The 22,289-nt window shown below is 60.2% G+C and carries 21 protein-coding genes; 12 read left to right on the top strand and 9 right to left on the bottom strand.

What is annotated here, in order from left to right; all coding sequences use genetic code 11:
- Positions 1–12 precede the first annotated feature (12 nt).
- Genes trpD through glp form a run of 4 tightly spaced genes read left to right on the top strand, consistent with a single transcriptional unit; the run spans position 13 to position 3,580 of the window.
- Positions 13–1,026: an anthranilate phosphoribosyltransferase gene (gene trpD / locus ACIQJ2_RS13770; RefSeq protein ID WP_199149060.1), complete on the top strand. Its 1,014-nt coding sequence runs from the start codon at positions 13–15 to the stop codon at positions 1,024–1,026.
- 12 nt (positions 1,027–1,038) lie between these two features.
- On the top strand, positions 1,039–1,854 hold the full coding sequence (gene trpC, locus ACIQJ2_RS13765) for an indole-3-glycerol phosphate synthase TrpC (RefSeq protein ID WP_400669463.1): 816 nt from the start codon (positions 1,039–1,041) through the stop codon (positions 1,852–1,854).
- Between the two features lies 1 nt (position 1,855).
- On the top strand, positions 1,856–2,350 hold the full coding sequence (gene moaC, locus ACIQJ2_RS13760) for a cyclic pyranopterin monophosphate synthase MoaC (RefSeq protein ID WP_400669460.1): 495 nt from the start codon (positions 1,856–1,858) through the stop codon (positions 2,348–2,350).
- Positions 2,351–2,353: 3 nt separating this feature from the next.
- A complete protein-coding gene (gene glp / locus ACIQJ2_RS13755; protein ID WP_400669458.1) occupies positions 2,354–3,580 on the top strand; it encodes a gephyrin-like molybdotransferase Glp in 1,227 nt (408 codons plus the stop codon).
- Positions 3,581–3,777: 197 nt separating this feature from the next.
- Here glp and gnd read toward each other — a convergent pair whose 3' ends face one another.
- The gene (gene gnd, locus ACIQJ2_RS13750; RefSeq protein WP_400669455.1) at positions 3,778–4,803 is read right to left on the bottom strand and encodes a phosphogluconate dehydrogenase (NAD(+)-dependent, decarboxylating); all 1,026 of its coding nucleotides are present in this window, start codon (positions 4,801–4,803) and stop codon (positions 3,778–3,780) included.
- Positions 4,804–5,108: 305 nt separating this feature from the next.
- On the opposite strand from gnd, the gene tehA reads away from it, so the two are divergent.
- Both tehA and ACIQJ2_RS13740 read left to right on the top strand, forming a co-directional pair.
- The gene (tehA, locus tag ACIQJ2_RS13745) at positions 5,109–6,110 is read left to right on the top strand and encodes a dicarboxylate transporter/tellurite-resistance protein TehA (protein WP_199149065.1); all 1,002 of its coding nucleotides are present in this window, start codon (positions 5,109–5,111) and stop codon (positions 6,108–6,110) included.
- 30 nt (positions 6,111–6,140) lie between these two features.
- Complete coding sequence (locus tag ACIQJ2_RS13740) at positions 6,141–6,518, top strand: VOC family protein (protein ID WP_400669453.1); 378 nt, start codon at positions 6,141–6,143, stop codon at positions 6,516–6,518.
- 26 nt (positions 6,519–6,544) lie between these two features.
- On the opposite strand, the gene ACIQJ2_RS13735 is transcribed toward ACIQJ2_RS13740, so the two are convergent.
- A complete protein-coding gene (locus ACIQJ2_RS13735; RefSeq protein ID WP_400669450.1) occupies positions 6,545–7,678 on the bottom strand; it encodes a citrate synthase in 1,134 nt (377 codons plus the stop codon).
- Between the two features lie 84 nt (positions 7,679–7,762).
- Between ACIQJ2_RS13735 and ACIQJ2_RS13730 the strand changes: the two genes are divergently transcribed.
- A complete protein-coding gene (locus ACIQJ2_RS13730; RefSeq protein ID WP_400669448.1) occupies positions 7,763–8,851 on the top strand; it encodes a citrate synthase/methylcitrate synthase in 1,089 nt (362 codons plus the stop codon).
- 24 nt (positions 8,852–8,875) lie between these two features.
- On the opposite strand, the gene ACIQJ2_RS13725 is transcribed toward ACIQJ2_RS13730, so the two are convergent.
- Complete coding sequence (locus ACIQJ2_RS13725; RefSeq protein WP_400669446.1) at positions 8,876–9,751, bottom strand: LysR family transcriptional regulator; 876 nt, start codon at positions 9,749–9,751, stop codon at positions 8,876–8,878.
- 98 nt (positions 9,752–9,849) lie between these two features.
- Here ACIQJ2_RS13725 and ACIQJ2_RS13720 point away from each other — a divergent pair, with 98 nt between their 5' ends.
- Positions 9,850–10,449: a LysE family translocator gene (locus tag ACIQJ2_RS13720; protein ID WP_199149070.1), complete on the top strand. Its 600-nt coding sequence runs from the start codon at positions 9,850–9,852 to the stop codon at positions 10,447–10,449.
- Positions 10,450–10,451: 2 nt separating this feature from the next.
- Here ACIQJ2_RS13720 and ACIQJ2_RS13715 read toward each other — a convergent pair whose 3' ends face one another.
- Positions 10,452–11,501, bottom strand: a complete 1,050-nt coding sequence (locus tag ACIQJ2_RS13715) for a HoxN/HupN/NixA family nickel/cobalt transporter (RefSeq protein ID WP_400669444.1) — start codon at positions 11,499–11,501, stop codon at positions 10,452–10,454.
- A gap of 197 nt (positions 11,502–11,698) precedes the next feature.
- Positions 11,699–12,133 (bottom strand): rhodanese-like domain-containing protein, encoded by a 435-nt coding sequence (locus ACIQJ2_RS13710; RefSeq protein ID WP_400669442.1) that lies wholly within the window; start codon positions 12,131–12,133, stop codon positions 11,699–11,701.
- 64 nt (positions 12,134–12,197) lie between these two features.
- On the opposite strand from ACIQJ2_RS13710, the gene ftrA reads away from it, so the two are divergent.
- Positions 12,198–13,235 (top strand): transcriptional regulator FtrA, encoded by a 1,038-nt coding sequence (gene ftrA / locus ACIQJ2_RS13705; protein ID WP_400669440.1) that lies wholly within the window; start codon positions 12,198–12,200, stop codon positions 13,233–13,235.
- Here ftrA and ACIQJ2_RS13700 read toward each other — a convergent pair.
- The 4 genes from ACIQJ2_RS13700 to ACIQJ2_RS13685 form a co-directional block, all read right to left on the bottom strand.
- Positions 13,198–14,826, bottom strand: coding sequence for a CTP synthase (locus tag ACIQJ2_RS13700; protein WP_199150506.1), 1,629 nt, complete (start codon positions 14,824–14,826; stop codon positions 13,198–13,200). The genes ftrA and ACIQJ2_RS13700 overlap by 38 nt on opposite strands.
- Before the next feature lie 142 nt (positions 14,827–14,968).
- On the bottom strand, positions 14,969–15,502 hold the full coding sequence (gene secG, locus ACIQJ2_RS13695; protein WP_199150507.1) for a preprotein translocase subunit SecG: 534 nt from the start codon (positions 15,500–15,502) through the stop codon (positions 14,969–14,971).
- 114 nt (positions 15,503–15,616) lie between these two features.
- Entirely contained in the window at positions 15,617–16,387 is a 771-nt protein-coding gene (tpiA, locus tag ACIQJ2_RS13690) for a triose-phosphate isomerase (protein ID WP_199150508.1), read from the bottom strand.
- A gap of 137 nt (positions 16,388–16,524) precedes the next feature.
- A complete protein-coding gene (locus ACIQJ2_RS13685; protein WP_400669437.1) occupies positions 16,525–17,421 on the bottom strand; it encodes an alpha/beta hydrolase in 897 nt (298 codons plus the stop codon).
- A 205-nt stretch (positions 17,422–17,626) separates the two neighbouring features.
- Between ACIQJ2_RS13685 and parE the strand changes: the two genes are divergently transcribed.
- The 3 genes from parE to ACIQJ2_RS13670 all read left to right on the top strand — a co-directional run bounded on the left by parE (position 17,627) and on the right by ACIQJ2_RS13670 (position 22,285).
- Positions 17,627–19,684 carry a DNA topoisomerase IV subunit B gene (gene parE / locus ACIQJ2_RS13680; protein WP_400669435.1) on the top strand — a complete coding sequence of 686 codons (2,058 nt, stop codon included), beginning with the start codon at positions 17,627–17,629 and terminating at the stop codon, positions 19,682–19,684.
- A gap of 152 nt (positions 19,685–19,836) precedes the next feature.
- Complete coding sequence (locus ACIQJ2_RS13675; RefSeq protein ID WP_400669432.1) at positions 19,837–20,967, top strand: esterase-like activity of phytase family protein; 1,131 nt, start codon at positions 19,837–19,839, stop codon at positions 20,965–20,967.
- Between the two features lie 139 nt (positions 20,968–21,106).
- Entirely contained in the window at positions 21,107–22,285 is a 1,179-nt protein-coding gene (locus tag ACIQJ2_RS13670) for an AI-2E family transporter (protein WP_199150512.1), read from the top strand.
- Positions 22,286–22,289: the final 4 nt, after the last annotated feature.

The following is a 22,289-nucleotide window of genomic DNA, read 5'->3' as shown; positions in this document are numbered from 1 at the left end:
GATGGATAGTCAATGTCAGAGTTGAAACCTTTCCTCGCCAAGGTCGCAGGTCGCGAGGCCCTGACGCGGGATGAAGCCCGGCGTGCGTTCGAGATCCTGATGTCGGGTGAAGCGACACCGTCGCAGATCGGCGCCTTCCTGATGGCGCTGCGCGTGCGCGGCGAAACGGTCGACGAGATCGTCGGGGCCGTCACCACGATGCGCGCCAAGATGTTGCCGGTGGATGCACCTGCTGATGCGATCGATATCGTCGGCACAGGCGGCGACGGTGTCGGCACCTACAACATCTCGACGCTGGCGGCATTTATCGTCGCAGGCGCTGGTGTGCCGGTCGCAAAGCACGGCAATCGCGCCCAAAGCTCGAAGGCTGGAACGGCGGATACGCAGTCGGTACTGGGCATCAAGCTCGATATCGGGCCAGACGTGATTTCCCGCTGCATTCGCGAGGCCGGTATCGGCTTCATGTTCGCGCAGTTGCACCATTCGTCGATGCGCCATGTCGGGCCGTCACGCGTGGAACTGGGCACACGCACGATCTTCAACCTGCTTGGACCTTTGTCGAACCCTGCCGGCGCACGTCGCCAGCTGCTCGGCGTTTTTGCACCGCAATGGGTTGTTCCGCTCGCGGAAGTGCTGAGAGACCTGAATGCCGAAAGCGTTTGGGTCGTGCACGGCGATGGCCTTGACGAAATCACGACGACCGGAAAGACCTCTGTCGCTGCGCTCGAAAACGGCAAGATCCGCACATTTGAGCTGACGCCATCGGATTTCGGCCTGCCGCATGCTGACCTCGCCGATCTCAAGGGCGGCGATGGCGTTGCCAATGCAGCGGCGCTTCGCGACGTGCTGAGTGGTGCGAAGAACGCCTATCGCGACATCGCCCTTGCCAATGCGGCGGCGTCACTGGTCATTGCCGGAAAAGCTGAAACGCTCCATGATGGCATGAGGCTCGCAGCCCAGTCGCTTGACAGTGGCGCGACCGCCGTTGCGCTGGAAAAACTGGTCGCCGTCTCCAACGAAGAATAGGTTCAGGACGTCATGACCGATATCCTTCAGAAGATCGAAGCCTACAAGCGCGAGGAAATCGCTGCTGCCAAGGCCAAGGTTTCGCTTGCCGATCTCAAGGCCATGCAGGCCGGCCAGTCCGCACCGCGTGGCTTCCACAAGGCGCTTCGTGCCAAGCAGAGCGCTGGTGCTTTCGGCCTGATTGCCGAGATCAAGAAGGCAAGTCCGTCCAAGGGGCTGATTCGGCCTGATTTCGACCCACCTGCTCTCGCCAAGGCATATGAGGCGGGCGGTGCGGCTTGCCTCTCTGTGCTGACGGATACCCCCAGTTTTCAGGGTGCGCCCGAATTCTTGATGTCTGCGCGTGCGGCCTGTTCCCTTCCGGCGCTGCGCAAGGATTTTATGTTCGAGACCTATCAGGTGCAGGAAGCCCGCGCCTGGGGTGCCGATTGCATCCTGCTGATCATGGCCTCGCTGTCCGATGCCGATGCCCAGCGCCTGCAGGACGAAGCTTTCGGCCTCGGCATGGACGTGCTGGTCGAGGTTCACGATGCCGAAGAAATGGAGCGGGCACTGAAACTGTCCTCGCCGCTGATCGGCATCAATAACCGCAATCTGCGCACCTTCGAGGTCAGCCTCACGGTCAGCGAGACACTCGCGGCCATGGTGCCGGACGACCGGCTGCTGGTCGGCGAGAGCGGCGTCTTTACGCATGCCGATTGCAAGCGCCTTGAGGCGGTTGGCATCACCACTTTCCTTGTCGGCGAAAGCCTGATGCGCAAGGATGACGTGACCGCCGCCACGAAGCTGTTGCTGAACGGCGAAACCGGCATTCTGGCGGCCGAATAAGATGGCCACGCCAAAAGCCGGTCTCACGCATATCGACTCGTCTGGCGAGGCGCATATGGTCGATGTCGGCGACAAGGCCGAAACTGCGCGTAGCGCCACGGCCACCGGTTATGTAAAAATGAAGCCGGAAACATTGGCGCTGATCCGCGAAGGCAATGCCAAGAAGGGCGATGTCATCGGCACGGCGCGGCTTGCCGGCATTATGGCCGCGAAGCAAACGAGCAATCTCATTCCGTTATGCCATCCGCTGATGCTGACGAAGGTTGCCGTCGATATTGTCGAGGATCCTTCCCTGCCCGGTTTGCGCGTCACTGCAACGGCCAAGCTTACTGGCCGCACCGGTGTTGAAATGGAAGCGTTGACGGCCGTTTCGGTCGCTTGCCTGACGATCTACGATATGGCCAAGGCCGCTGATCGCGGCATGGAGATCGGCGGCATCACGCTATTGGAGAAATCCGGCGGCAAATCGGGAGATTTCCGCCATCCGGGGGCCTGACATATGAGCCTGTTACCTGTCGCCGAAGCCCAAGCGCGCCTTTTGGACAGCGCCACACCACTTCATCGCATTGAAAGCGTTCCGCTAGATATGGCCGATGGCAGAGTGCTGGCGAGAGATCTCGCTGCCCGTCTAACTCAACCACCCTTCGATGCCTCGGCAATGGATGGTTATGCCCTTCGTTTTGAGGATGCGGCAACGCCCGGCTCCGAGCTGCGGCTCATCGGCGCATCGGCCGCCGGTCATGCCTTCGAGGGAGCTGTCGGCAAGGGGGAAACCGTTCGCATTTTTACCGGCGCCCCCGTCCCTCCTGGTGCTGATTCCGTACTTCTGCAGGAGGACGCTGAACGACTGGAAGGCGAGCGTATCCGCACCACCTACGCTCTGCGCAAAGGGCAGCATATTCGCCCGCGCGGCCAGGATTTTCTCGAAGGGGAAGTCGTTCTGCCGGCTGGCACGGTCATGGATTTTTCCCGGCTCACCGTTGCAGCTGGTATGAATCATCCCGCGTTGGATGTCTATCGCCGGCCGCTGGTTGCGATCCTGGCGACCGGTGACGAGCTGGTCGTGCCGGGCAGCGCGCCTGGCCCTTCGCAGATCGTCGCTTCGAACACATTCGGCATCGCCGCGCTAGCGCGCAATGCCGGCGCTCATGTGCTCGATCTGGGGATCGTCCCTGACAATAAGGAGGAGATTACCGCCGCCATCGGTCGCGCGCAGGTGGCGAAAGCCGATATCGTCGTCACGCTCGGCGGTGCTTCCGTCGGCGATCACGATCTGGTGCAGGCAACGATGATATCAGCCGGTATGAAATTGGATTTCTGGCGTATCGCCATGCGCCCCGGCAAACCGCTGATGGTCGGCAGCCTCGGCGACATTCACATCCTCGGTCTTCCGGGCAATCCGGTTTCCAGCCTCGTCTGTGGCCTGCTCTTCCTGGAACCTTTGATCCGTAAGCTCGCCTCCTTGCCCCCGGTGAAACGCGAGGGCGTCGCATACGCTGCGGTGCCCTTTGCTGCGAACGACCAGCGCCAGGACTATGTGCGCGCGACTTTGACGAAGAGCGATGACGGTCGTTGGCTCGCCAAGCCCTTTTCAAAGCAGGACTCCTCGATGATGAAGGTCTTTTCGAGCGCCGACTGTCTGGTTGTCCGCCCACCGCATGCGCCGGAACTTGCCGTCGGCTCGTCGTCTCAGGTCATATTCCTGCGGCCCGATCTACTCGGTTAAAGCATTTCTAGGAAAAGTGCGCAGCGGTTTTCCGTTCGGAATGCGTGAAAAAACAATAAGATGGAGTGCTTTCGCGTTTCGAAGAAAGGCGGAAATGCTCTAGGACGCGAGTTTTCTTGGAACGGCCCCCAGCGGGGCAAGCAAAAGCCGGGAGGTTTGACCCACCCGGCTCATATTCCATCCAATCGACGGATTGATTACTTCGCAGGCTTCTCGTGATGGCCGCCGAAGCCGGCGCGCATGGCGGAGAGAACCTTGTTTGCGTAGTCGTCGTTGCCACGAGAGGCGAAGCGGCCGTAAAGCGCGGCGCTGAGGACCGGCGTCGGAACGCCTTCGTCGATGGCGGCCGAGATGGTCCAGCGACCTTCGCCTGAGTCGGAAACGCGGCCGGCATACTGCGAGAGCGCAGCGTCGCCATGCAGAGCGTCGGCGGTCAGGTCGAGCAACCAGGAGGTGATCACGCTGCCGCGGCGCCATACTTCGGAGATCTCGGCAATGTCGAGATCATACTGATAGTATTGCGGGTGAGAGAGAGGAGCGGTTTCGGCATCCTTCTCGGCGGTCTGCTTGCCGATATTGGCGTGGCGCAGAACGTTGAGGCCTTCTGCATAGGCGGCCATCAGGCCGTATTCGATGCCGTTATGGACCATCTTGACGAAATGGCCGGCGCCGGACGGCCCGCAATGCAGATAGCCCTGCTCTGCCGTGCTGTTTCTGGCGGCTTCTTCCGAGCGCATCTGCGACGGAGGCACATCGCCAACGCCAGGAGCAAGCGTTGCGAAGATCGGCGAGAGATGCTCGACGGTTTCCTTCTCGCCGCCGATCATCAGGCAATAGCCGCGCTCGAGACCGAAAACGCCGCCGCTGGTGCCGACGTCGACATAGTGAATGCCCTTCGGCTTCAGTTCTTCGGCACGGCGGATATCGTCATGATAATAGGAATTGCCGCCGTCGATGACGATATCGCCCTCGTCAAGAAGCGGAACGATGGCCGCCAGTTCCTGATCGACGATTGCCGCCGGCAGCATCATCCAGACGACGCGCGGCTTGGCAAGTTTCGATACGAAATCCGCGAGAGACTTGCTGCCGGTGGCGCCGAGCTGCTCAAGCCCCGCGACACTTTCCGGGCGCGCATCGAAAACAACCGCAGTATGACCGCCCCTCATCAGGCGCTGCACCATATTGTTGCCCATACGGCCAAGGCCAATCATTCCGATTTGCATGTGTCAGTCTCCTAGGACGGTTTCAATCGTTTGAATACTGCATAGAGATATTTCGCAATATTTTCCAATGAACAAATGACGGGCGAGCTATGCATGAGCGCGGCAGCGCGGAAAAATCCGCGCGTTCACGCATCTGTGATATCGCTGGCCAAAACCTCCCGCTTTTCCCCATGATCGCGCTTTGCCGACTTGGAGGAAAGCTGTATTTTGCGCTTGTGTTTGCGTCGGTAAATTTAGCATCGATCCCGGATTCCTTGCATAATTCTCTTTAGCGCGGCGCTTTCAGCAAGCGTCAAAGGAGGCATATGGCTGCGTCGCTGAAACTGCCGCTGATTCCAGCTTCATTTTTCGGCATGGTTCTCGGGCTTTCGGGCCTGGCCAATGCCTGGCGTGTTGGAGCACGCATCTGGCAGTTGCCGGCGTTGGTCGGTGAAGTGCTGACCTTCGTTTCCATCGCCGTCTGGCTGCTGCTAGTCGCGTTCTATACGCTGAAATGGGCAGTGGCACGGGAGGAAGCCCTCAAGGAAGTCGCGCATCCTGTCCAGTGTTGCTTCATCGGCCTGGTTGGCGTTGCTACCATGCTGGTGGCCGGCGGGTTGTTGCCCTATTCTCACGTCGGTGCGGAAACGATATTCCTGGCCGGCGCCATCTACACGCTCACCTTCTCGGTTTGGCGCACAGGCGGACTGTGGCAAGGCGAGCGCGACATTGCCGCCACGACAGCGGTGCTTTACCTGCCCAGCGTTGCGGGCAGCTTCGTGACCGCGATCGTTGCCGCCGCTCTCGGATTTCCGCAATGGGCGCAGTTGTTCTTCGGCGCGGGTTTCTTCGCGTGGCTCGCAATCGAATCGGCTCTGCTTCATCGCCTTTTGACCGGGCCGGCGCTTCCTCCGGCGCTGCGGCCCACACTTGGAATTCAACTGGCGCCGCCGGTCGTGGGCGCGCTCGCCTATATCGGCATCCTGCAAGGCCCCGCCGATATACTCGTGCATGCCATGATCGGCTATGGCCTGCTGCAGGCGCTCATCATGATTCGCTTGCTTCCCTGGATCACGAAAGAAGGGTTCAGCCCGGCCTATTGGGCATTTTCCTTCGGCGCGACGGCGCTTGCCACCGCTCCAATGCGCCTGATCGAGCGCGGTGACAGCGGCCCCGTCGCACAACTTGCGCCCACACTTTTCGTTGCCGCCAATATCGTCGTGGGCCTGATCGCCCTCGCCACGATCTGGCTTATCGTCAACCGTAAGCTGGTGATTGGCTGGGTCGAGCTTACGCATCGCGATGCCGGCGCAATCGGCCGAGGCTAGGCCAAACCAAGTCGAATATTGGGAGCAGTCATGTTGGACCATGTGACGATCGGCGTGCGCAATGTGGAACGTTCAAAGTTATTCTACGATGCGGCCCTGAAGCCTCTCGGCATCGAACGCCTTTACGCGGAGGGCGAGGCCTTTGCCGGCTACGGCATAGGATCGAAGGCATTCTTCTGGATCGGACAACGCGAGGAGCCGCAGACCGGCACTCATGTCGCGTTTGCCACCGAGGAAAGGGATGTCGTCGACAGATTCCATCAGGCCGCGCTGGCTGCCGGCGGCGTCGACAACGGAGTGCCCGGTCTGCGCCCGCACTATCACTCCAGCTACTATGGCGCCTTCATACTCGATCCGGATGGCCACAATATCGAGGCCGCATGTCACTTGTCGGTGATTAACCCGTAATCAGACGAGAGACGCACGAAAGCAGCTCACGGAAGCGGCGGTCCGACATAGCGGGCGCGCGGCCGAATGAGGCGGCCACTCGTCGCCTGCTCCATGGCATGAGCCAGCCAACCCACGGTGCGCGCCAGCGCGAAGATGATCAGGGGCGCATCTTCCGGAAGGTGGTAGGCGTGCGTCATCGCGGTCAAGGCAAAATCAACATTGACGCGCTCGCCGACGAGCTGCTCGCCAATATCGCGAACTTCGGCAAACAGCGGCGGAAGCGTCAGGCACTGCAGCAAGGTCTCGCCGCGGATATCGACGTCCGGATAGAGTTGATGGCCAAAGGACGGCAATGGCCTGCCTTCCGACAGATAGCTGCGGACGGCCTCTTCCGCGCCGATGGACGCTGCTCGGGCGATAAGCGAGCGCACGCCCTGCCATGCCCCGCCGTGCAGCGGACCAGTCAGCGTTGAAAGGCCGGAAAGCGCCACTGCTGACAAGGTCGCGCCAGCCGAAGCCGTGATGCGCGCCGTGAATGTCGAGGCGTTCAATTCATGATCTGCAAGCAGTACGTAGCAGCGCCGTATCATGTCGCCCGCATCCGGGCGTCCCCAGGCGGCGGCTAGCCGTTGATGCAGCGGCATGCCGGCGGCGCCGGGCGCCAGGGCATCGGCGACGGTTCCGAAGACGCTTTCTGCCTCGTTCTGCAATGCTGGAAGCGAACGCCCAAGGGAGGGAAGATCGCAGGTCGTCCGCGCCGCAAGTGCGAGAAAAGCCGCCTCCAGAGAGGGGATTTTGTGCCGCACCTCCCCCTCCTCCAGTCGCAGCGGTCGTTTCATGTCCCAGAGCAGCAGTGCAATATCCTCGAGGCTCGCGCTCTCGGCGAGGGTCGCTGCGTCCTGACCGCGATAGAAAAGCCGACCATTGAAAACCGTCGATAAGGCCGAGGGTAACACCGGGTCTCCCCATTGGATGGCCTCGGCTGCGACCGCTTCCGTCTTCCGCCGGCCGGCATGTCGGGTCGCCAGTCGCTTCACGTCGTCGGTGAAGTAAAGACTGCGGCGCGTATCTGCCGGATCCGGCTTTGCGCGAATGCGCCCGCGGCTGACATTGGCATAAAGCGTCTGTGTTTTCGTTCCCAGCAGGTTCAGCGCCTGCTCCGCCGTCAGCCAGCTCATCGTTCCTCATATTGATCAATTGCATCAAGATTGACGTCAATCAGAATAGGTCCGATCTAATCGAATAGTCAAAGGAGAACCGTAATGAAAAGTGGTCTTGAAGATGTCATCGCAGCCGAAACCAAGCTATCCGACGTCGATGGTGCCGCCGGTCGTCTGATCATACGCGGCGTGTCGCTCGATGATCTGGTGGCGACCAGCCGTTATGAAGATGTTGCGGCGTTGCTGCTCGATGGCCTGTTCGACGAGCATATTGATGCCGCCTCTATCCGCAGCCAGCTTGGCACGGCGCGCGTGGCACTTTTCGCCCACGTCGAGGCGGCTGACGCAACTGTGCTTGCCTTGCCGCCGGTAGATGCCATGCGGGCTCTTCTGGCGCGCATAGAGGACGGTGAGGATTTCGCCAGCGCGATCAGGTTGATGGCGGCACCCGCCGTCTTCCTGCCCGCTATCCTCAGGCTGCAGAATGGCGACAAGCCGATAAAGCCGGATGCCTCTTTGTCCCAATCCGGTGATATTCTGCGCATGTTGAGCGGTCGCGTACCATCGGCCGAACAGACGGCCGGACTGGATGCCTATCTGGTAACGATCTCGGATCACGGGCTCAACGCGTCCACCTTCGCCTCGCGCGTCATCGCCTCGACCCATGCGGGTCTGACCTCCTCCGTGCTGGCGGCAATCAGCGCCCTCAAAGGCCCGCTGCACGGCGGCGCGCCCGGTCCGGTCCTCGACATGCTCGATGGCGTGGGCAAGCCCGAAAACGCGAGGGCGTGGCTGTCGCATGCGCTCGACCACGGCGAGCGTCTGATGGGGTTCGGCCATCGCATCTATCGCGTGCGCGATCCGCGTGCCGATGCCTTGAAAACCGCGCTGAAGCCGATTTTCGCCAGCGGCCAGGCCGATGCCGGACGCATCGCTCTGGCTGAAGCGATCGAATCTGCGGCGCTTGCCCTGCTCAAGGAGCGCAAGCCGGATCGTCCCCTGGACGTCAATGTCGAGTACTACACCGCGTTGTTGCTCGACGCCCTCGGCTTTCCGCGCAATGCCTTCACCGGCGTCTTCGCGATTGGCCGCACAGTGGGCTGGATCGCCCATGCCCGCGAGCAGACGCTCGACGGACGGCTGATCCGTCCGCAGTCGCGCTATGTCGGTCCGCTGCCGAAAGCGGCATAGGGCTTCGTCAACATTGATCCAGGATCAGGCGGCCGCGGTTTGACGCGGTCGCACCAAACCGTCGCGGACATGGCGGGCGAGCTCCAACGCAGCCGGCGTCGCCTCGCCTCTGGGCAGATGCAGGTTGATCGAAAAAACCGGCAGTTCAGGCAAACCGTCCGCGACGGAGAGGATATCGAGATCGGTGGGAACCGTCGAAGCCAGCCATGCCGTAACCGCCAGATCCGTGCGCACCGTTGCCGTGGTTGCCTCGATATTGCCGTTCTCGAACATCGTCCGCCAACGCCGCCCGCCATTGCTCAATGCCGCGAAAACGGATGACCGGAAGGCGCAGGTGTCGGCCACCATCGAGATCGGCAGAGGTACCTTGCGATAGGCAACGCCTCCCTTCGCCCCGACCCATACGAGCCGTTCGACCGCCAGACATTCGCCCTGCGATAAGCCGAATGGTTCCTCGACGACGCAGAGATCTATGGCGCCCTTATCGAGTTTCTCCAGCAACTCCGGCGACGAAGCGCAGACCAGGGAAATTTCCACCTGTGGGTGGCGCGTCGTGTAGGATTTTATCACTGGCGCGAGTGTTGCGCCGACAAGATCATAGGGAACGCCGAGGCGAACGCTTCCCTGCACCGTTCTCCCCGTCATGTCGGCCCAGATATCGTCGTTCAGCATCAACAGGCGGCGACCGTTGCCAAGCAGCCGTTCGCCCGCTTCGGTCAGCCGCAAGCCACGCTTGTCCCTCTCGAAGAGCACGCATCCCAGCATTTCCTCCAGCCGTTTGATTTGCTGGCTGACGGCCCCCTGTGTCATATGCAACATGTTTGCCGCAATCGTCATGCTGCCCTGGTCGGCAACCGCTGCGAAGGTTCGGATGAGCGCGATATCGAAGTTTCGAGTCATTGCTTCATTATAAATGCTAATGCATGCTCCCTTCAATATTCGATTTTCTGATGTTGAGCTTCCGGCTAACCAATCTCCCGAATTGGAGAATGGCCGGAATGACTTTCGAATCGCTATTGCCGCTGATCCTGTTTGCGCTCGTCTCGACGATTACACCGGGCGGCGCGACGACGCTTGCAACCGCCTCCGGCGCACATTTCGGCTTTTGGCGTTCGATTCCCGTCATGGCGGGTTTTGCCTTTGGCCTCGGCTCCATGGCCGGTGCCGCAGCGGCGGGACTGGGGAGCGTGCTATTGGCCTTCCCCGCGCTACAAATCGCGATGAAGATCTTGGGTTCGCTCTACCTGCTCTGGCTCGCTCTAAAAATCGGGAGAAGCGGTCAACCAAACCAGGCAAGCCGAATGGCCAAGCCGACTGGCTTTGTCGCGGGTGTCTGGATGTTGTGGCATAATCCGAAGGGATGGGCGATGACGATGGGCGCAGCAGCATCCTTCGCCATGCTGGCAAGCGGCCCGTTGACGTTGGCCATGCTGCTCGGCTTGACCTTCAGCGTGATGGCGGCTTTCTCGCTGACACTGTGGTGTGCTTTGGGGCAGTTGCTGGCCCGCATGCTGAGCGCGTCATGGCAATGGCGTGCCCTCAATCTATTCCTCGCTTGCCTTCTGGTGGCATCTATCATTCCTATGTGGCGGGACTGACGTCAGGAATGATTGATCTGCAGGCTGTCATAGCCTCGAACCTTGTAAAGCACGGTCGAGATCAGCCAGCTCAACAGGAAGATGCCGACGACGGCGAAACCGAAGTTGGCCAGATTGTCGTTGAGTTCTTCGATGAAACGCCAGAAGCTTCCTTCGAGACCGAGCTTGTCGGAGAGCAGTCCGAGAGCTTCGATGCCGCCGATAAAGATGGCGACGACGACCGAAGCTGCGGTGATCGTCAGATTGTACCAGAGCTTGCGCACCGGCTTGACGAAGGCCCAACCGTAGGCGCCGGTCATCAGTGTGCTGTCGAGCGTGTCCAGCAATGACATACCGGCCGTGAAAAGCGCCGGAAAAACCAGGATGGTCCAGAAGGACATGCCCTGTGCTGCCTGAGCGGCGGAAATGCCGAGCAGGCCGATCTCCGTTGCGGTGTCGAAGCCAAGGCCGAAGAGAAAGCCGATCGGATACATGTGCCACGAGCGGCCGACGACCTTGAACATGGGACGGAAGATACGCGCCAGAAATCCGCCGCCGGCTAGCAAAGCATCCAGATCTTCTTCGGTGATCCTCTCTCCCCGCTGCGCCCGCTTGAAGGCCGACCATACGCCCCTGAGAACAAAGAGATTGGCAATGCCGATCAACAGCAGGAACGCCGCCGAAACCGTCGTTCCGATGACACCGCCGATATCGTGGAACGAATCAAGCTGGCTCTGCATGGCGGCAGCCGTCGCCGCAATCAGGATCGAGGCAATCACGACAATCGAGGAGTGGCCGAACGAGAAGAAGAAGCCGACCGCATAGGGTTGCTTCTTTTCCTGAATGAGCTTGCGTACAACATTGTCGATCGCAGCGATATGATCGGCGTCAAATGCGTGGCGTAGGCCGAACATATAGGCGAGCAGCGCAATGCCGAGCAAAGACGGCCGGTCGGCAAACGCAACCCATGCCCAGATCCATGCGGCAATATTGAATGCAATCAACAGCGCGAAGGTGATTGCGATCTTGGCCCTCGGCCTCTCCGCGCGATCGTCAAACGGATTGAAGATCATACTTTTGTTCCCATTATGCTTACTCGCAGAGTGGCATGGAAACGGAAGTGGCGCGACCGTCAAATGACGTAGGTGCGGAAACTCCGGCAGATCGCACGAGTGATAAACCCGGTGGGTGCCGGGTTTACCGCGTCGCCCTACTAGAGCGTCGTACTTCCTTCTGGAAGCACGACGCTCTATGTCCTTGAATCTACGCATCAGGCTTTCCGAAAATCGATTCCGATTTTCGGGCCGATGCTGTAGCCGACCTCGAAGGGATGCCCCTCATCGGCCCAGCCGGTCATGCCGCCGATCATCACCTTCACGCGCTTGCCGAGTGTGCCGAGGCGCCAGGCAGCCTTGTCGGTGCCGTTGCAATGCGGTCCGGCGCAGTAAACGACGAACAGCGTATCCTCGGGCCATTCCGCCATCTTCCGGGCAGTCATCTTGCCATGCGGCAAATTGATCGCGCCTGGAACGTGCCGCTCCTGGAACATCGCCGGGCCGCGGACATCAAGCAGAACGAAATCCGCGTTGCCTGATGTCATGGCCTGGCGCACATCGGAGCAATCGGTCTCGAAAGCGAGCCTCTGTGCATAGTGCTCGGCGACGAGATCCGGGGTTGCGGCGGGGATTTCACTGACTAGGGACATGGAACGCTCCTTCTTGGTTCGGTGCATTCATGCCTGAGCGCTCCGGTGGTTGAAATTGGCCGAAATGCCATATAGCATCAAAATAATGCCAAACTCAGAGAAACCTAATCTTCTCGGTCCGCACGTGGTTGCGCTCGTCTACGACGGGCTCTGCACCTTCGAATTCGGCGTCGCCTACGAAATTTTCGGCCTGCCGCGCCCGGAAATGGGCGAGGGCTGGTATCGGTTTTCCTCGTGCGCGATCGAGGATGGCCCTCTTCGTGCCGCGGGCGGCTTGACGATACAGGTCGACCACGGGCTGGAGGTCATTGCCGATGCCGATCTTATCGTCGTGCCCGGTTGGCGCGGTATAGGCACCGCCGTCCCTGCTCCCTTGATTGCAGAGTTGCAGGCCGCCAGCCGGCGCGGCGTTCGCATCATGTCGCTATGCTCGGGCGTTGCTGTTCTCGCCGCCTCGGGATTGCTCGCCGGTCGAAAGGCGACCACGCATTGGCGCTATGTCGATTCCATAGCTGCCCGCTATCCGGATATTTCTGTCGATGCCGATGTTCTCTATGTCGATGAAGACAGCGTTTTGACCGCCGCCGGCAGCGCTGCTGCCATCGACCTCTGCCTGCATGTGGTGCGGCGGGATTTCGGACCTGATGTCGCCAACAGCGTTGCGCGTCGTCTCGTCGTGCCGCCGCATCGCGAAGGCGGCCAGGCGCAGTATATCGAAACCCCGGTTCTCAGACAGCGTGAAGGTGCACGGCTGGGGCCTCTGCTGGAATGGATGCGGGAACGTTTGCAGGAGGAACAGCCCATTCCAGCGCTTGCGGCTCGGGCGGGCATGAGCGTGCGGACTTTCCAACGCCGCTTCGAGGCGACCACCGGCATGTCTCCGGGTGAATGGCTATTGAGCGAGCGCTTGCGGCGCGCAAAGGACCTGCTGGAAAAGCAAGTTGCCATTTCGCTTGACGATGTGGCGGTGGCGAGCGGCTTCGGATCGCTCGCCACCATGCGTCATCATTTTCGAGAGAGGCTTGCGGTCAGCCCTAGCGACTACCGCAAGCGTTTTTCGGCTACTAGACCAGCCGGCTCTGTTCCGTCGCCGCTTCAATGAAGCTCGAGAACAGCGGATGCGGCTCCAGCGGCCGAGATTTCAGTTCCGGGTGATACTGAACGCCGATGAACCACGGATGGTCGGGATATTCGACCGTCTCTGGCAGAATGCCATCCGGTGACATGCCGGAGAAGACGAGGCCGCAATTTTCCAGCTTGTCCTTGTAGTCGACGTTGACTTCGTAGCGGTGGCGATGGCGTTCCGAAATATCGGTAGAGCCATAGATCTCCGAAATCTTCGTGCCCTTCTTCAAGGCCGCCTTGTAGGCACCGAGACGCATCGTGCCGCCGAGGTCGCCGGATGCCGTGCGCTTCTGCAGCTCGTTGCCCTTCAGCCATTCGGTCATCAGGCCGACCACCGGCTCCTTCGTGGGGCCGAATTCGGTCGAGGATGCATGTTCGACGCCAGCCAGGTTGCGGGCCGCTTCGATCACGGCCATCTGCATGCCAAAGCAGATGCCGAAATACGGCACCTTGCGCTCGCGTGCGAAGCGCGCTGCCAGAATCTTGCCTTCCGAACCGCGCTCGCCGAAGCCGCCGGGGACGAGAATGCCGTGAACCTTCTCGAGATACGGGGCCGGATCTTCCTTTTCGAAGACCTCGGACTCGATCCACTCAAGATTGACCTTGACCCGGTTGGCAATGCCACCGTGATGCAGCGCTTCGATCAGCGACTTATAGGCATCCTTGAGGCCGGTATACTTGCCGACGATGGCAATGGTCACCTCGCCTTCCGGCGTACGGATACGGTTGCAGACTTCTTCCCATTGATCGAGGCGCGGCTTCGGAGCCGGCTCGATGCCGAAGGCGGCCAGCACTTCGTTGTCGAGACCTTCCTTGTGGTAGGCCATCGGCACGTCGTAGATGTTGGCGACGTCGAGCGCCTGGATGACGGCGGATTCGCGAACGTTGCAGAACAGCGAAAGCTTGCGGCGCTCGGCTTCCGGAATCTCGCGATCCGCACGCACGAGCAGGATGTCGGGGTGAATACCGAGCGCCTGAAGTTCCTTGACGGAGTGCTGCGTCGGCTTGGTCTTCAGCTCACCGGCAGCCGGAATATACGGCATCAGCGTCAGGTGAACGTAGATCGCGGTGCCACGCGGCAGATCGTTGCCGAGCTGGCGGATCGCTTCCATGAAGGGCATGGCTTCGATGTCACCGACGGTGCCGCCGATCTCGCAGATGACGAAATCATAGTCGTCATTGCCTTCGATCACGAAATCCTTGATCTCGTTCGTAACGTGCGGAATGACCTGAACGGTGGCGCCGAGATAATCGCCGCGACGTTCCTTGTCGATGATGTTCTTGTAGATGCGACCGGTGGTGATGTTGTCGGTCTTGGTGGCCGAGCGACCGGTAAAGCGCTCGTAGTGGCCGAGATCGAGGTCGGTTTCCGCACCATCGTCGGTGACGAATACCTCGCCGTGCTGGGTCGGGCTCATGGTGCCCGGATCCACGTTCAAATAGGGGTCGAGTTTGCGCAGGCGGACTCGATAACCACGAGCCTGCAACAACGCTCCGAGAGCCGCGGCCGCAATTCCTTTTCCGAGGGAAGAAACCACGCCGCCTGTGATGAATACATATCGCGCCATGGGAGTCACCGGATACCTTTTCACAAATGATTCCGCTAGCCCTAAAATTCGTTTCCGGAATTTTGGACGCATTACGCGGAAGATAGACAAAACAAAACCGGCAGATCCGAGGACCTGCCGGGGATGATCTTTACGACCAGGCTTACTTGCCGGTCGGAACGTCGCCGCCGCTTTGGGCGGGTGCCGGCGTCGTGGCCGCAGGCGCTGTCTGCTGACCGGTGGCGGCCGGAGCCTGCGCAGCCGGTGCCGTAGCGGCAGGCTGGGTCGTCGTTGCTGCCGGCGGCGTGGCCTGCGACTGCGGAGCGACGGCGCCGCTGTTCGGAACACCGCTATTGTCGGCTGGCTTTGCCGGGGTCGTCGCCGGAGCGGCACCCTTCTGGCCACCCAGCGAATCAAGGATGCCATTGCCCTGACCGGCGGTGCTCGGGATACGGTTGAGAATATCGGTCGGGCGAGCTTCGAAGCGCGACAGCACGTTCATGCCAAGTGCCAGCGCAAAGAAGAGCGCAGCCAGGATGGCTGTCGTGCGCGTCAGCGCATTGGCCGTCCCGCGTGCGGACATGAAGCCCGATCCGCCGCCGATGCCGAGGCCGCCACCTTCGGAGCGCTGAATCAGCACCACGCCGATAAGGGCGACGACAATCATGAGATAGATGACAAGCAGTACGGTTTGCATAGATCCAGTCCTGCCCGCTGGCGGGCATCAAAAAGAAAAGCTCGCGGCTCTTTACATGAGGCTCTCGCCTATTCCAAGCCTTTTTAAGGCTGGAACTCCGGGCAAGTTGTTCCTTCAGGCGAACTGCCGTTCGAATGCGGCATAAATGGCAAGGAAGTCGGTCGCTTTCAAGCTCTGCCCTCCGACAAGCACGCCGTTGACATGCGCGACCCCAAGAAGGTCGCGAGCGTTGCCGCCGCTGACTGACCCGCCATAGAGGATTCGCATATTCGCGCCTTCCTTGCCGAAGCGCTGGATGAGCTCGGCGCGAATGAAGGCATGTGCCTCCTCGACGTTTTCCTGGGTCGGGACTACACCGGTACCGATCGCCCAGACAGGCTCGTAGGCGATCACGGTGGTCCGCGCGGTCGAACCGTCAGGGATGGAGCCGACCAGTTGGCGCTTCAGCACATCGAGGGTCTGGCCATCATTGCGCTCGTCGGCGGTCTCGCCGATGCAGATGATGGCGATGAGTTCGGCATCGTGCGCCGCCTGTGCCTTGGCCCGCACCAATGCATCATTCTCCGCGTGATTCCTGCGGCGTTCGGAGTGGCCCACGATGACATGGGTGCCGAAGCAGTCCGCGATCATTTCGGCCGAGATATCCCCTGTATGGGCGCCGCTGACCTGTTGATGGCAATCCTGTGCGCCGATGGCAAGCGGGCTGTCGTCGCAAAGCGCCGTCGCGACATAAAGCAAGGTGGCCGGGGGGCAGAGCAGCGTATCGATTTTCTCCGACAGCGGCGCCTTGACGCCATCGGCGATCGCCTTGATCTGATCGAGGCTCGCGCGTGTGCCGTTCATCTTCCAGTTTCCGGCCAGAAGCGGCCGTATGGACTTGGTCATTCCGATACTCTCCCCCTTATTCCTGCAGCCGGACTAACAAAAAGGCAGAGGAAAGGAAAGTTACGGAAGGGCGGAAAGCGGCTCAAATCGTTTGAAAGATGCTTATCCGGAAAATAAATCCAGCGGCTTCAGATATTTCACGATGCCTGGGGATCGACGATCCAGTTGAGCACCTTGCGCCAGTCGGTCATGCGCACCGGCGTTCCGTGATTTCCGGTTTCAAAAAGGGTGAAGCGCGTCGGATAATGAGCCTTATAGAGTTTCTCGAACAGCGCCTGCTGGTTGGTCGCTGCGTAGACCGGGTCCTTGCTGCCATGCGTGAACCAAAGCGGTAGCCTGGCCTTGTAGAAGGCGCTCTTGGTAAAATCCGGATCGGTGACGCCGCTCAGAATCGCCATGCCTTTCAGGCGCTTGACGCTGTCGGCATCGCGGGTGATGCCCCAGCAGACGAAGCTGCCCATGGAAGCACAGGTCAGAATGACGGGCTTGCCGCTCGATTGCTCGTAGGAACTCCTAATCAAAGCCGCGACATCGGCTACGCCATTGCTGTCGAAGCTCTTGACGCTCGGCGCGTAGTAGGTGCCGCCATTGCGGTAGGCGAGGTTCTTCAGCCGATTGAAATTGCCGCCGAACGTATAGTCGTTGGAGCCGAGCCGGCGGTCGCCGCCGCGGCCATGGATGAAGATGACGGTGAAAGCCTGCTTCGATGCCGGACCTATGCGCGTGACATCAACCTTGCGGTCGCCGAGCTGCAAGGTTTCGTCTTCTTGCGCTTTCCAGCGCACGCCAGTGTCGACATAGGCGGGCTTGACGCGCTTCTCCGGGATCTGGTCCCGGCCATTGATGTCCCGCATCTCCTGATAATCGATCGTCTGGAACGCGCCGTTGTCGTGACTCTCCAGAACGGTCTGGCTGGAAAACAGCTCGTCCTTGAACGGTTTCAGCATCTCGGCGGCTGCGCCCGGAGCGGTGGCCACCAGTGCAATGCCTGAGATCGCGGCCAGAAAAGACAAATGAGCTGTGGACATTCGCATGCGGATACTTCCTCTGATCGGCTACCGGGCTTGCCATTGCGCACCCGACAACGCAAATCTCTTCATACATCCGCCCCATCGTGGGGCGCCATCGCACTTGTGTGCCGTTTCTGGCAGAATCACGGTGATTCGCGAATACCGACAGCAAATGCATGATAAAAGGGGTCTGGCCCCACCAGAACAAATCTGAGCAGCTTGAAATTCTATGGATAACAGCAACGATCTCTTCTCCGGACTCCCCCGCTCCGCAAAGCCCGAGGCAGCCGAAAAGCCAGATGTGAAGGTTGAAAAGCCGGCACCGGCGCCGCGCGCTGCGCCGACGACATCTTCGGCCGAGGAATACGGCGCAAGCTCGATCCGCGTTCTCGAGGGCCTTGAGCCGGTTCGCATGCGTCCCGGCATGTATATCGGCGGCACGGACGAGAAGGCGCTGCATCACCTTTTCGCTGAAGTCATAGACAACTCGATGGACGAGGCGGTTGCCGGCCATGCCAATTTCATCGAGGTCTATCTCGATCGGCAGGGCTATCTGACCGTTACGGACAACGGCCGCGGTATTCCGGTGGAAAACCATCCGCAGGTGCCAGGCAAGTCGACGCTCGAAGTCATCATGACCAAGCTTCATGCCGGCGGTAAATTCGATGGCAAGGCCTACGAAACCTCTGGCGGTCTGCACGGCGTCGGCGTCTCCGTCGTCAATGCGCTCTCGGACGATCTGGAAGTTGAAGTCGCCCGTAATCGCAAGCTTTATCGCCAGCGTTTCTCGCGCGGCCTGCCGGTCGGCGGCCTCGAAGAGCTTGGCGATGTCCACAATCGTCGCGGCACGCGCATTCGCTTCCACCCCGATCCACAGATTTTCGGTGACCATGCCCGCTTCGATCCGGCACGCGTCTTCCGCATGGCTCGTTCCAAGGCCTATCTGTTCGGCGGCGTCGAGATTCGCTGGAGCTGCGATCCGGAGCTGGCGCCGGAAGGCGCAGACGTTCCCGAAAAAGCTGTTTTCCATTTTCCCGGCGGCTTGAAGGATTATCTCAAGGCGACGATGGGCAACGAATTCACCGTTACCCGTGAGATCTTTGCCGGCAAGTCGGAAAAGGAAAGCGGCCACGGCTCGCTCGAATGGGCGATCACCTGGTACGGCGGCGACCCTCAGATCCACTCCTACTGCAATACGATCCCGACGCCCGAAGGTGGTACGCACGAGGCCGGGTTCCGCATTGCGCTCACCAAGGGCCTGAAGAACTACGCCGAGCTGACCCAGAACAAGCGCGCGGCCAACATCACGACGGACGACGTCATGATTTCCGGCGTCGGCATGTTGTCTATCTTCATCCGCGAACCGGAATTCGTCGGTCAGACGAAGGACAAGCTTGCGACCGTCGAAGCCCAGCGCCTCGTCGAAAACACGTTGCGAGACCCCTTCGACCATTATCTCACCGACAATCCGGCCGAGGCCGAGAAGCTTCTGGAATGGGTGATCGAGCGCTCCGACGAACGCATGCGTCGCCGCAAGGAAAAGGAAGTCAACCGCAAGACCGCCGTGCGCAAGCTGCGCCTGCCGGGCAAGCTGGCGGATTGCTCGCAGAGCACGTCGGAAGGTGCCGAACTCTTCCTGGTGGAGGGCGATTCGGCAGGTGGCTCGGCGAAGCAGGCGCGAAACCGCACCAACCAGGCCATCCTGCCTCTGCGCGGCAAGATCCTGAACGTTGCGAGCGCCGGTCGCGAGAAGCTTTCCGCCAACCAGCAGATCACCGATCTGGTGCAGGCGCTCGGCTGCGGTACGCGCACGAAGTACCGTGAGGAAGATCTTCGTTATCAGCGCATCGTCGTCATGACCGATGCCGACGTCGACGGTGCTCACATCGCCTCGCTGCTGATTACCTTCTTCTATCAGGAGATGCCGGAGCTCATCCGTGGCGGCCATCTCTTTTTGGCGGTGCCGCCGCTCTACAAGATCACGCAGGGTTCGAAGTCCATTTACGCCCGCGACGATGCGCATCGGCTCGAGTTGATGGAAACCGAGTTCAGAGGCAAGGGCAAGGTCGAGATCAGTCGCTTTAAAGGTCTGGGCGAAATGCTGCCTGCGCAGCTCAAGGAAACCACGATGGACCCGTCCAAGCGCACGCTTCTGCGCGTCGAGATCGATGACGTCGATTTCGAGGGCACGCGCGACGCCGTCGACAATCTGATGGGCACGAAGGCTGATGCCCGTTTCCGCTTCATTCAGGAGAGAGCCGCTTTCGCAGAAGATCTGGATATCTGACGGCCAGGCAATCGCCGGTTGCCTACCAACAGAATTTCCCGAAATTTTACTGGATTGTCGGATATCCGTTACGAAGGCGTCATGGACGAATGTGTAGATGGCGGCATTGTTCTCGATGCCGCCATTTCACTATCTGGATTGATGTTTTCGCCATGTTGAAGCCACTTCTGACGACTGCCGCCGTTCTCCTGTTTGGTCATGCCGCCTCTGCGCTCGAGATCGGAACGGCGATCGAAGTGCCCTGCCCCTTCGGCGACTGCAATGCGGGTATAAGCCTCTCCTATCTCGGCAGCTATGATATCCCCACGGGTTTCACGGAGAACGGCGTCGAGGTCGGCGGTCTTTCGGGTATCGAGTTCGATCCGTCCACCGGTCGCTATGTTTCGATCAGCGACGACCGCTCGGAAAAAGCGCCGGCTCGCTTCTACAATCTCGATATCGATGTCAGCGCCAGTGGCTTGAAAGGCGTGACCGTGCTCGATCATGTCACGCTCAAAGACAAGGATGGCCAACCTTTCGCTACCAAGAAGGTCGATGCCGAAGCCATTCGTCTGGGCAAAGACGGGATCTATTGGACCAGTGAAGGTGACGGCAAGGCGTTGCTGTCACCTTTCGTGCGGATCGCCAGCCGTGACGGCAGTTTCATGCGTGAGTTCTCGCTTCCGGCGGAATTCGCGCCGACCGCCGACAAGAGCACTGGCATTCGCGACAATCTCGCCTTCGAAGGCCTGGCCTTCCTGCCCGGTGGCGATGTGATCGTCGGCGTGGAATCGGCGCTCTATCAGGATGGCCCGATCGCCACGCTGACCGGCGGCACTCTGGCCCGCCTCATCCGCTATGACGTGGCGACCGGCGAACAGAAGGCGCAGTATGCCTATCCGATCTCGCCCATTCCGCAGGCTCCGTCCACGGCGAAAGGCTGGAACGATTTCGGCCTGTCCGAGATCATGGCACTTGACGATCGTCGCCTGCTGTCGATCGAACGCGGCTATGCCGAGGGTGTCGGAACTTCGGTCGTCATCAATATGTTCGACCTCGATGGCGCGACCGACATCACCAACATCGCTTCTCTGGCAAAGACCGACCAGCGGATCGTACCGGTGCGCAAGACGCAGGTCATGGATCTGCGGGCGCTCGGTCTCGAACCGGACAATATCGAAGGCATCACCTTCGGCAAGGCGAAGGATGGTACGGATGTGCTGATCCTCGTCTCGGACAACAACTTCAATCCTACGCAGAAAACCCAATTCTTTGCTTTCAAGGTAGTTCGCCGGCCGGCTTGATGACTTATATTTATCTTCAAGGCAGTCGTGCTACTGTCACGGCGGCGGAATAAAGAGGCTTTCAGGGCGCTGCCCTTGAAAGAGCCTAGATCATACCCCATAACCGGGTGATCTAGTAACGTGGGGCGAAGTAAGTCTGGTGGGTGTCTTTGAACGTCAGAAGCTGAAAGAGCATCGTTGGCTCGGGCCGAGCGCGCATGCGCGAATGCCACTCATACCATCCATCTCCGCCGCCCGCTGGCTTCTTATCCTCATAGCTGTTGCCGGCATCTACTTCTTCTACGGTTTCCTCGTTCCCGTTTTAGCTGCTGCAGTCATCGGCTTCGCCACCTGGCCGCTCTACAGTGATCTGGTCCGCCGCACCGGCGGAAACACGACCCTTGCGGCCAGTATCGCCATCGCATTCATCGTCACCTTCCTTGTCCTGCCGATCGTCCTCTCGGCGCTTTATATGGCCGGCGAAGTGCGCGATTGGTTCGGTTGGGCGGTGCATGTCAATCGCGATGGCGCGCCGCCGCCGCAGTGGATCCTGGCCCTGCCCGTTATTGGCTCATGGCTTGGCGACCAGTGGGTGCAGTATGTCGGCAGCCCCGGTTCCCTGGGCGAATTGGCCCAGATCGTCAGCGGCGCGCATATCGGTAATATCTACAGGGCTGTGCTCGCTGCCGGCGGCAATGCGTTCCACGTCATGCTGACTCTGCTGTTCATGTTGATCGCGCTATTCTTCATCTATCGCGACGGCTCGACATTCGTCCGTCAGGTCGATTTACTCGGCGAACGTATACTCCCGAACCGCTGGGAGCGGATTTCGCGTGTCGTGCCGGCGACCATCAGCTCGACCGTTATGGGCATGACGCTGATCGCCATCGGTGAAGGCATCGTTCTCGGTGTTGCTTATTGGATCGCTGGCGCACCGTCCGCGATTACGCTAGGCGTTCTAACGGGTGTCATGGCGCTGGTGCCGGGTGGCGCTCCGCTGTCCATGTCGCTGGTCTCCATCTATCTCGTCGCCAGCGGCTCGCTGTGGGCCGGTATCGCTCTCTTTCTTTGGGGCACGATCGAACTCTTCATCGTCGACAAGACGCTTCGTCCAAAGCTCGTCGGCGGTCCCATCAAGCTGCCGTTCCTGCCAACCTTCTTCGGCCTCGTCGGCGGCGTGAAAACCATGGGATTCCTTGGCCTCTTCATCGGTCCCGTGCTGATGGCGATTATCGTCGCAATCTGGCGCGAATGGATCCGCGAGGCAGAATTGACGGAAGAACAGCATGTGCCGGAGCCGGAGCTTCAGCTGGAACTTCAGGACGCTGCCGAAAAATAGGCGC

Origin of the sequence: Rhizobium sp. NPDC092011 (genome assembly GCF_044756305.1) — a bacterium.
In the GTDB taxonomy this organism is placed as follows: Bacteria; Pseudomonadota; Alphaproteobacteria; order Rhizobiales; family Rhizobiaceae; genus Rhizobium.
This window is presented reverse-complemented; position numbering and strand designations above follow the sequence as displayed.

What these genes read in the sequence shown, in the direction of transcription:
- tehA (WP_199149065.1), top strand. Translation starts at nt 5,109, where the DNA reads ATGGCTGCGTCGCTGAAACTGCCGCTGATTCCAGCTTCATTTTTCGGC.
- ACIQJ2_RS13730 (WP_400669448.1), top strand. Translation starts at nt 7,763, where the DNA reads ATGAAAAGTGGTCTTGAAGATGTCATCGCAGCCGAAACCAAGCTATCC.
- ACIQJ2_RS13700 (WP_199150506.1), bottom strand. Translation starts at nt 14,826, where the DNA reads ATGGCGCGATATGTATTCATCACAGGCGGCGTGGTTTCTTCCCTCGGA.
- ACIQJ2_RS13720 (WP_199149070.1), top strand. Translation starts at nt 9,850, where the DNA reads ATGACTTTCGAATCGCTATTGCCGCTGATCCTGTTTGCGCTCGTCTCG.
- secG (WP_199150507.1), bottom strand. Translation starts at nt 15,502, where the DNA reads ATGCAAACCGTACTGCTTGTCATCTATCTCATGATTGTCGTCGCCCTT.
- ACIQJ2_RS13740 (WP_400669453.1), top strand. Translation starts at nt 6,141, where the DNA reads ATGTTGGACCATGTGACGATCGGCGTGCGCAATGTGGAACGTTCAAAG.
- ftrA (WP_400669440.1), top strand. Translation starts at nt 12,198, where the DNA reads ATGCCATATAGCATCAAAATAATGCCAAACTCAGAGAAACCTAATCTT.
- ACIQJ2_RS13710 (WP_400669442.1), bottom strand. Translation starts at nt 12,133, where the DNA reads ATGTCCCTAGTCAGTGAAATCCCCGCCGCAACCCCGGATCTCGTCGCC.
- ACIQJ2_RS13675 (WP_400669432.1), top strand. Translation starts at nt 19,837, where the DNA reads ATGTTGAAGCCACTTCTGACGACTGCCGCCGTTCTCCTGTTTGGTCAT.
- trpD (WP_199149060.1), top strand. Translation starts at nt 13, where the DNA reads ATGTCAGAGTTGAAACCTTTCCTCGCCAAGGTCGCAGGTCGCGAGGCC.
- ACIQJ2_RS13725 (WP_400669446.1), bottom strand. Translation starts at nt 9,751, where the DNA reads ATGACTCGAAACTTCGATATCGCGCTCATCCGAACCTTCGCAGCGGTT.
- parE (WP_400669435.1), top strand. Translation starts at nt 17,627, where the DNA reads ATGGATAACAGCAACGATCTCTTCTCCGGACTCCCCCGCTCCGCAAAG.
- ACIQJ2_RS13715 (WP_400669444.1), bottom strand. Translation starts at nt 11,501, where the DNA reads ATGATCTTCAATCCGTTTGACGATCGCGCGGAGAGGCCGAGGGCCAAG.
- ACIQJ2_RS13735 (WP_400669450.1), bottom strand. Translation starts at nt 7,678, where the DNA reads ATGAGCTGGCTGACGGCGGAGCAGGCGCTGAACCTGCTGGGAACGAAA.
- tpiA (WP_199150508.1), bottom strand. Translation starts at nt 16,387, where the DNA reads ATGACCAAGTCCATACGGCCGCTTCTGGCCGGAAACTGGAAGATGAAC.
- ACIQJ2_RS13685 (WP_400669437.1), bottom strand. Translation starts at nt 17,421, where the DNA reads ATGCGAATGTCCACAGCTCATTTGTCTTTTCTGGCCGCGATCTCAGGC.
- glp (WP_400669458.1), top strand. Translation starts at nt 2,354, where the DNA reads ATGAGCCTGTTACCTGTCGCCGAAGCCCAAGCGCGCCTTTTGGACAGC.
- trpC (WP_400669463.1), top strand. Translation starts at nt 1,039, where the DNA reads ATGACCGATATCCTTCAGAAGATCGAAGCCTACAAGCGCGAGGAAATC.
- gnd (WP_400669455.1), bottom strand. Translation starts at nt 4,803, where the DNA reads ATGCAAATCGGAATGATTGGCCTTGGCCGTATGGGCAACAATATGGTG.
- moaC (WP_400669460.1), top strand. Translation starts at nt 1,856, where the DNA reads ATGGCCACGCCAAAAGCCGGTCTCACGCATATCGACTCGTCTGGCGAG.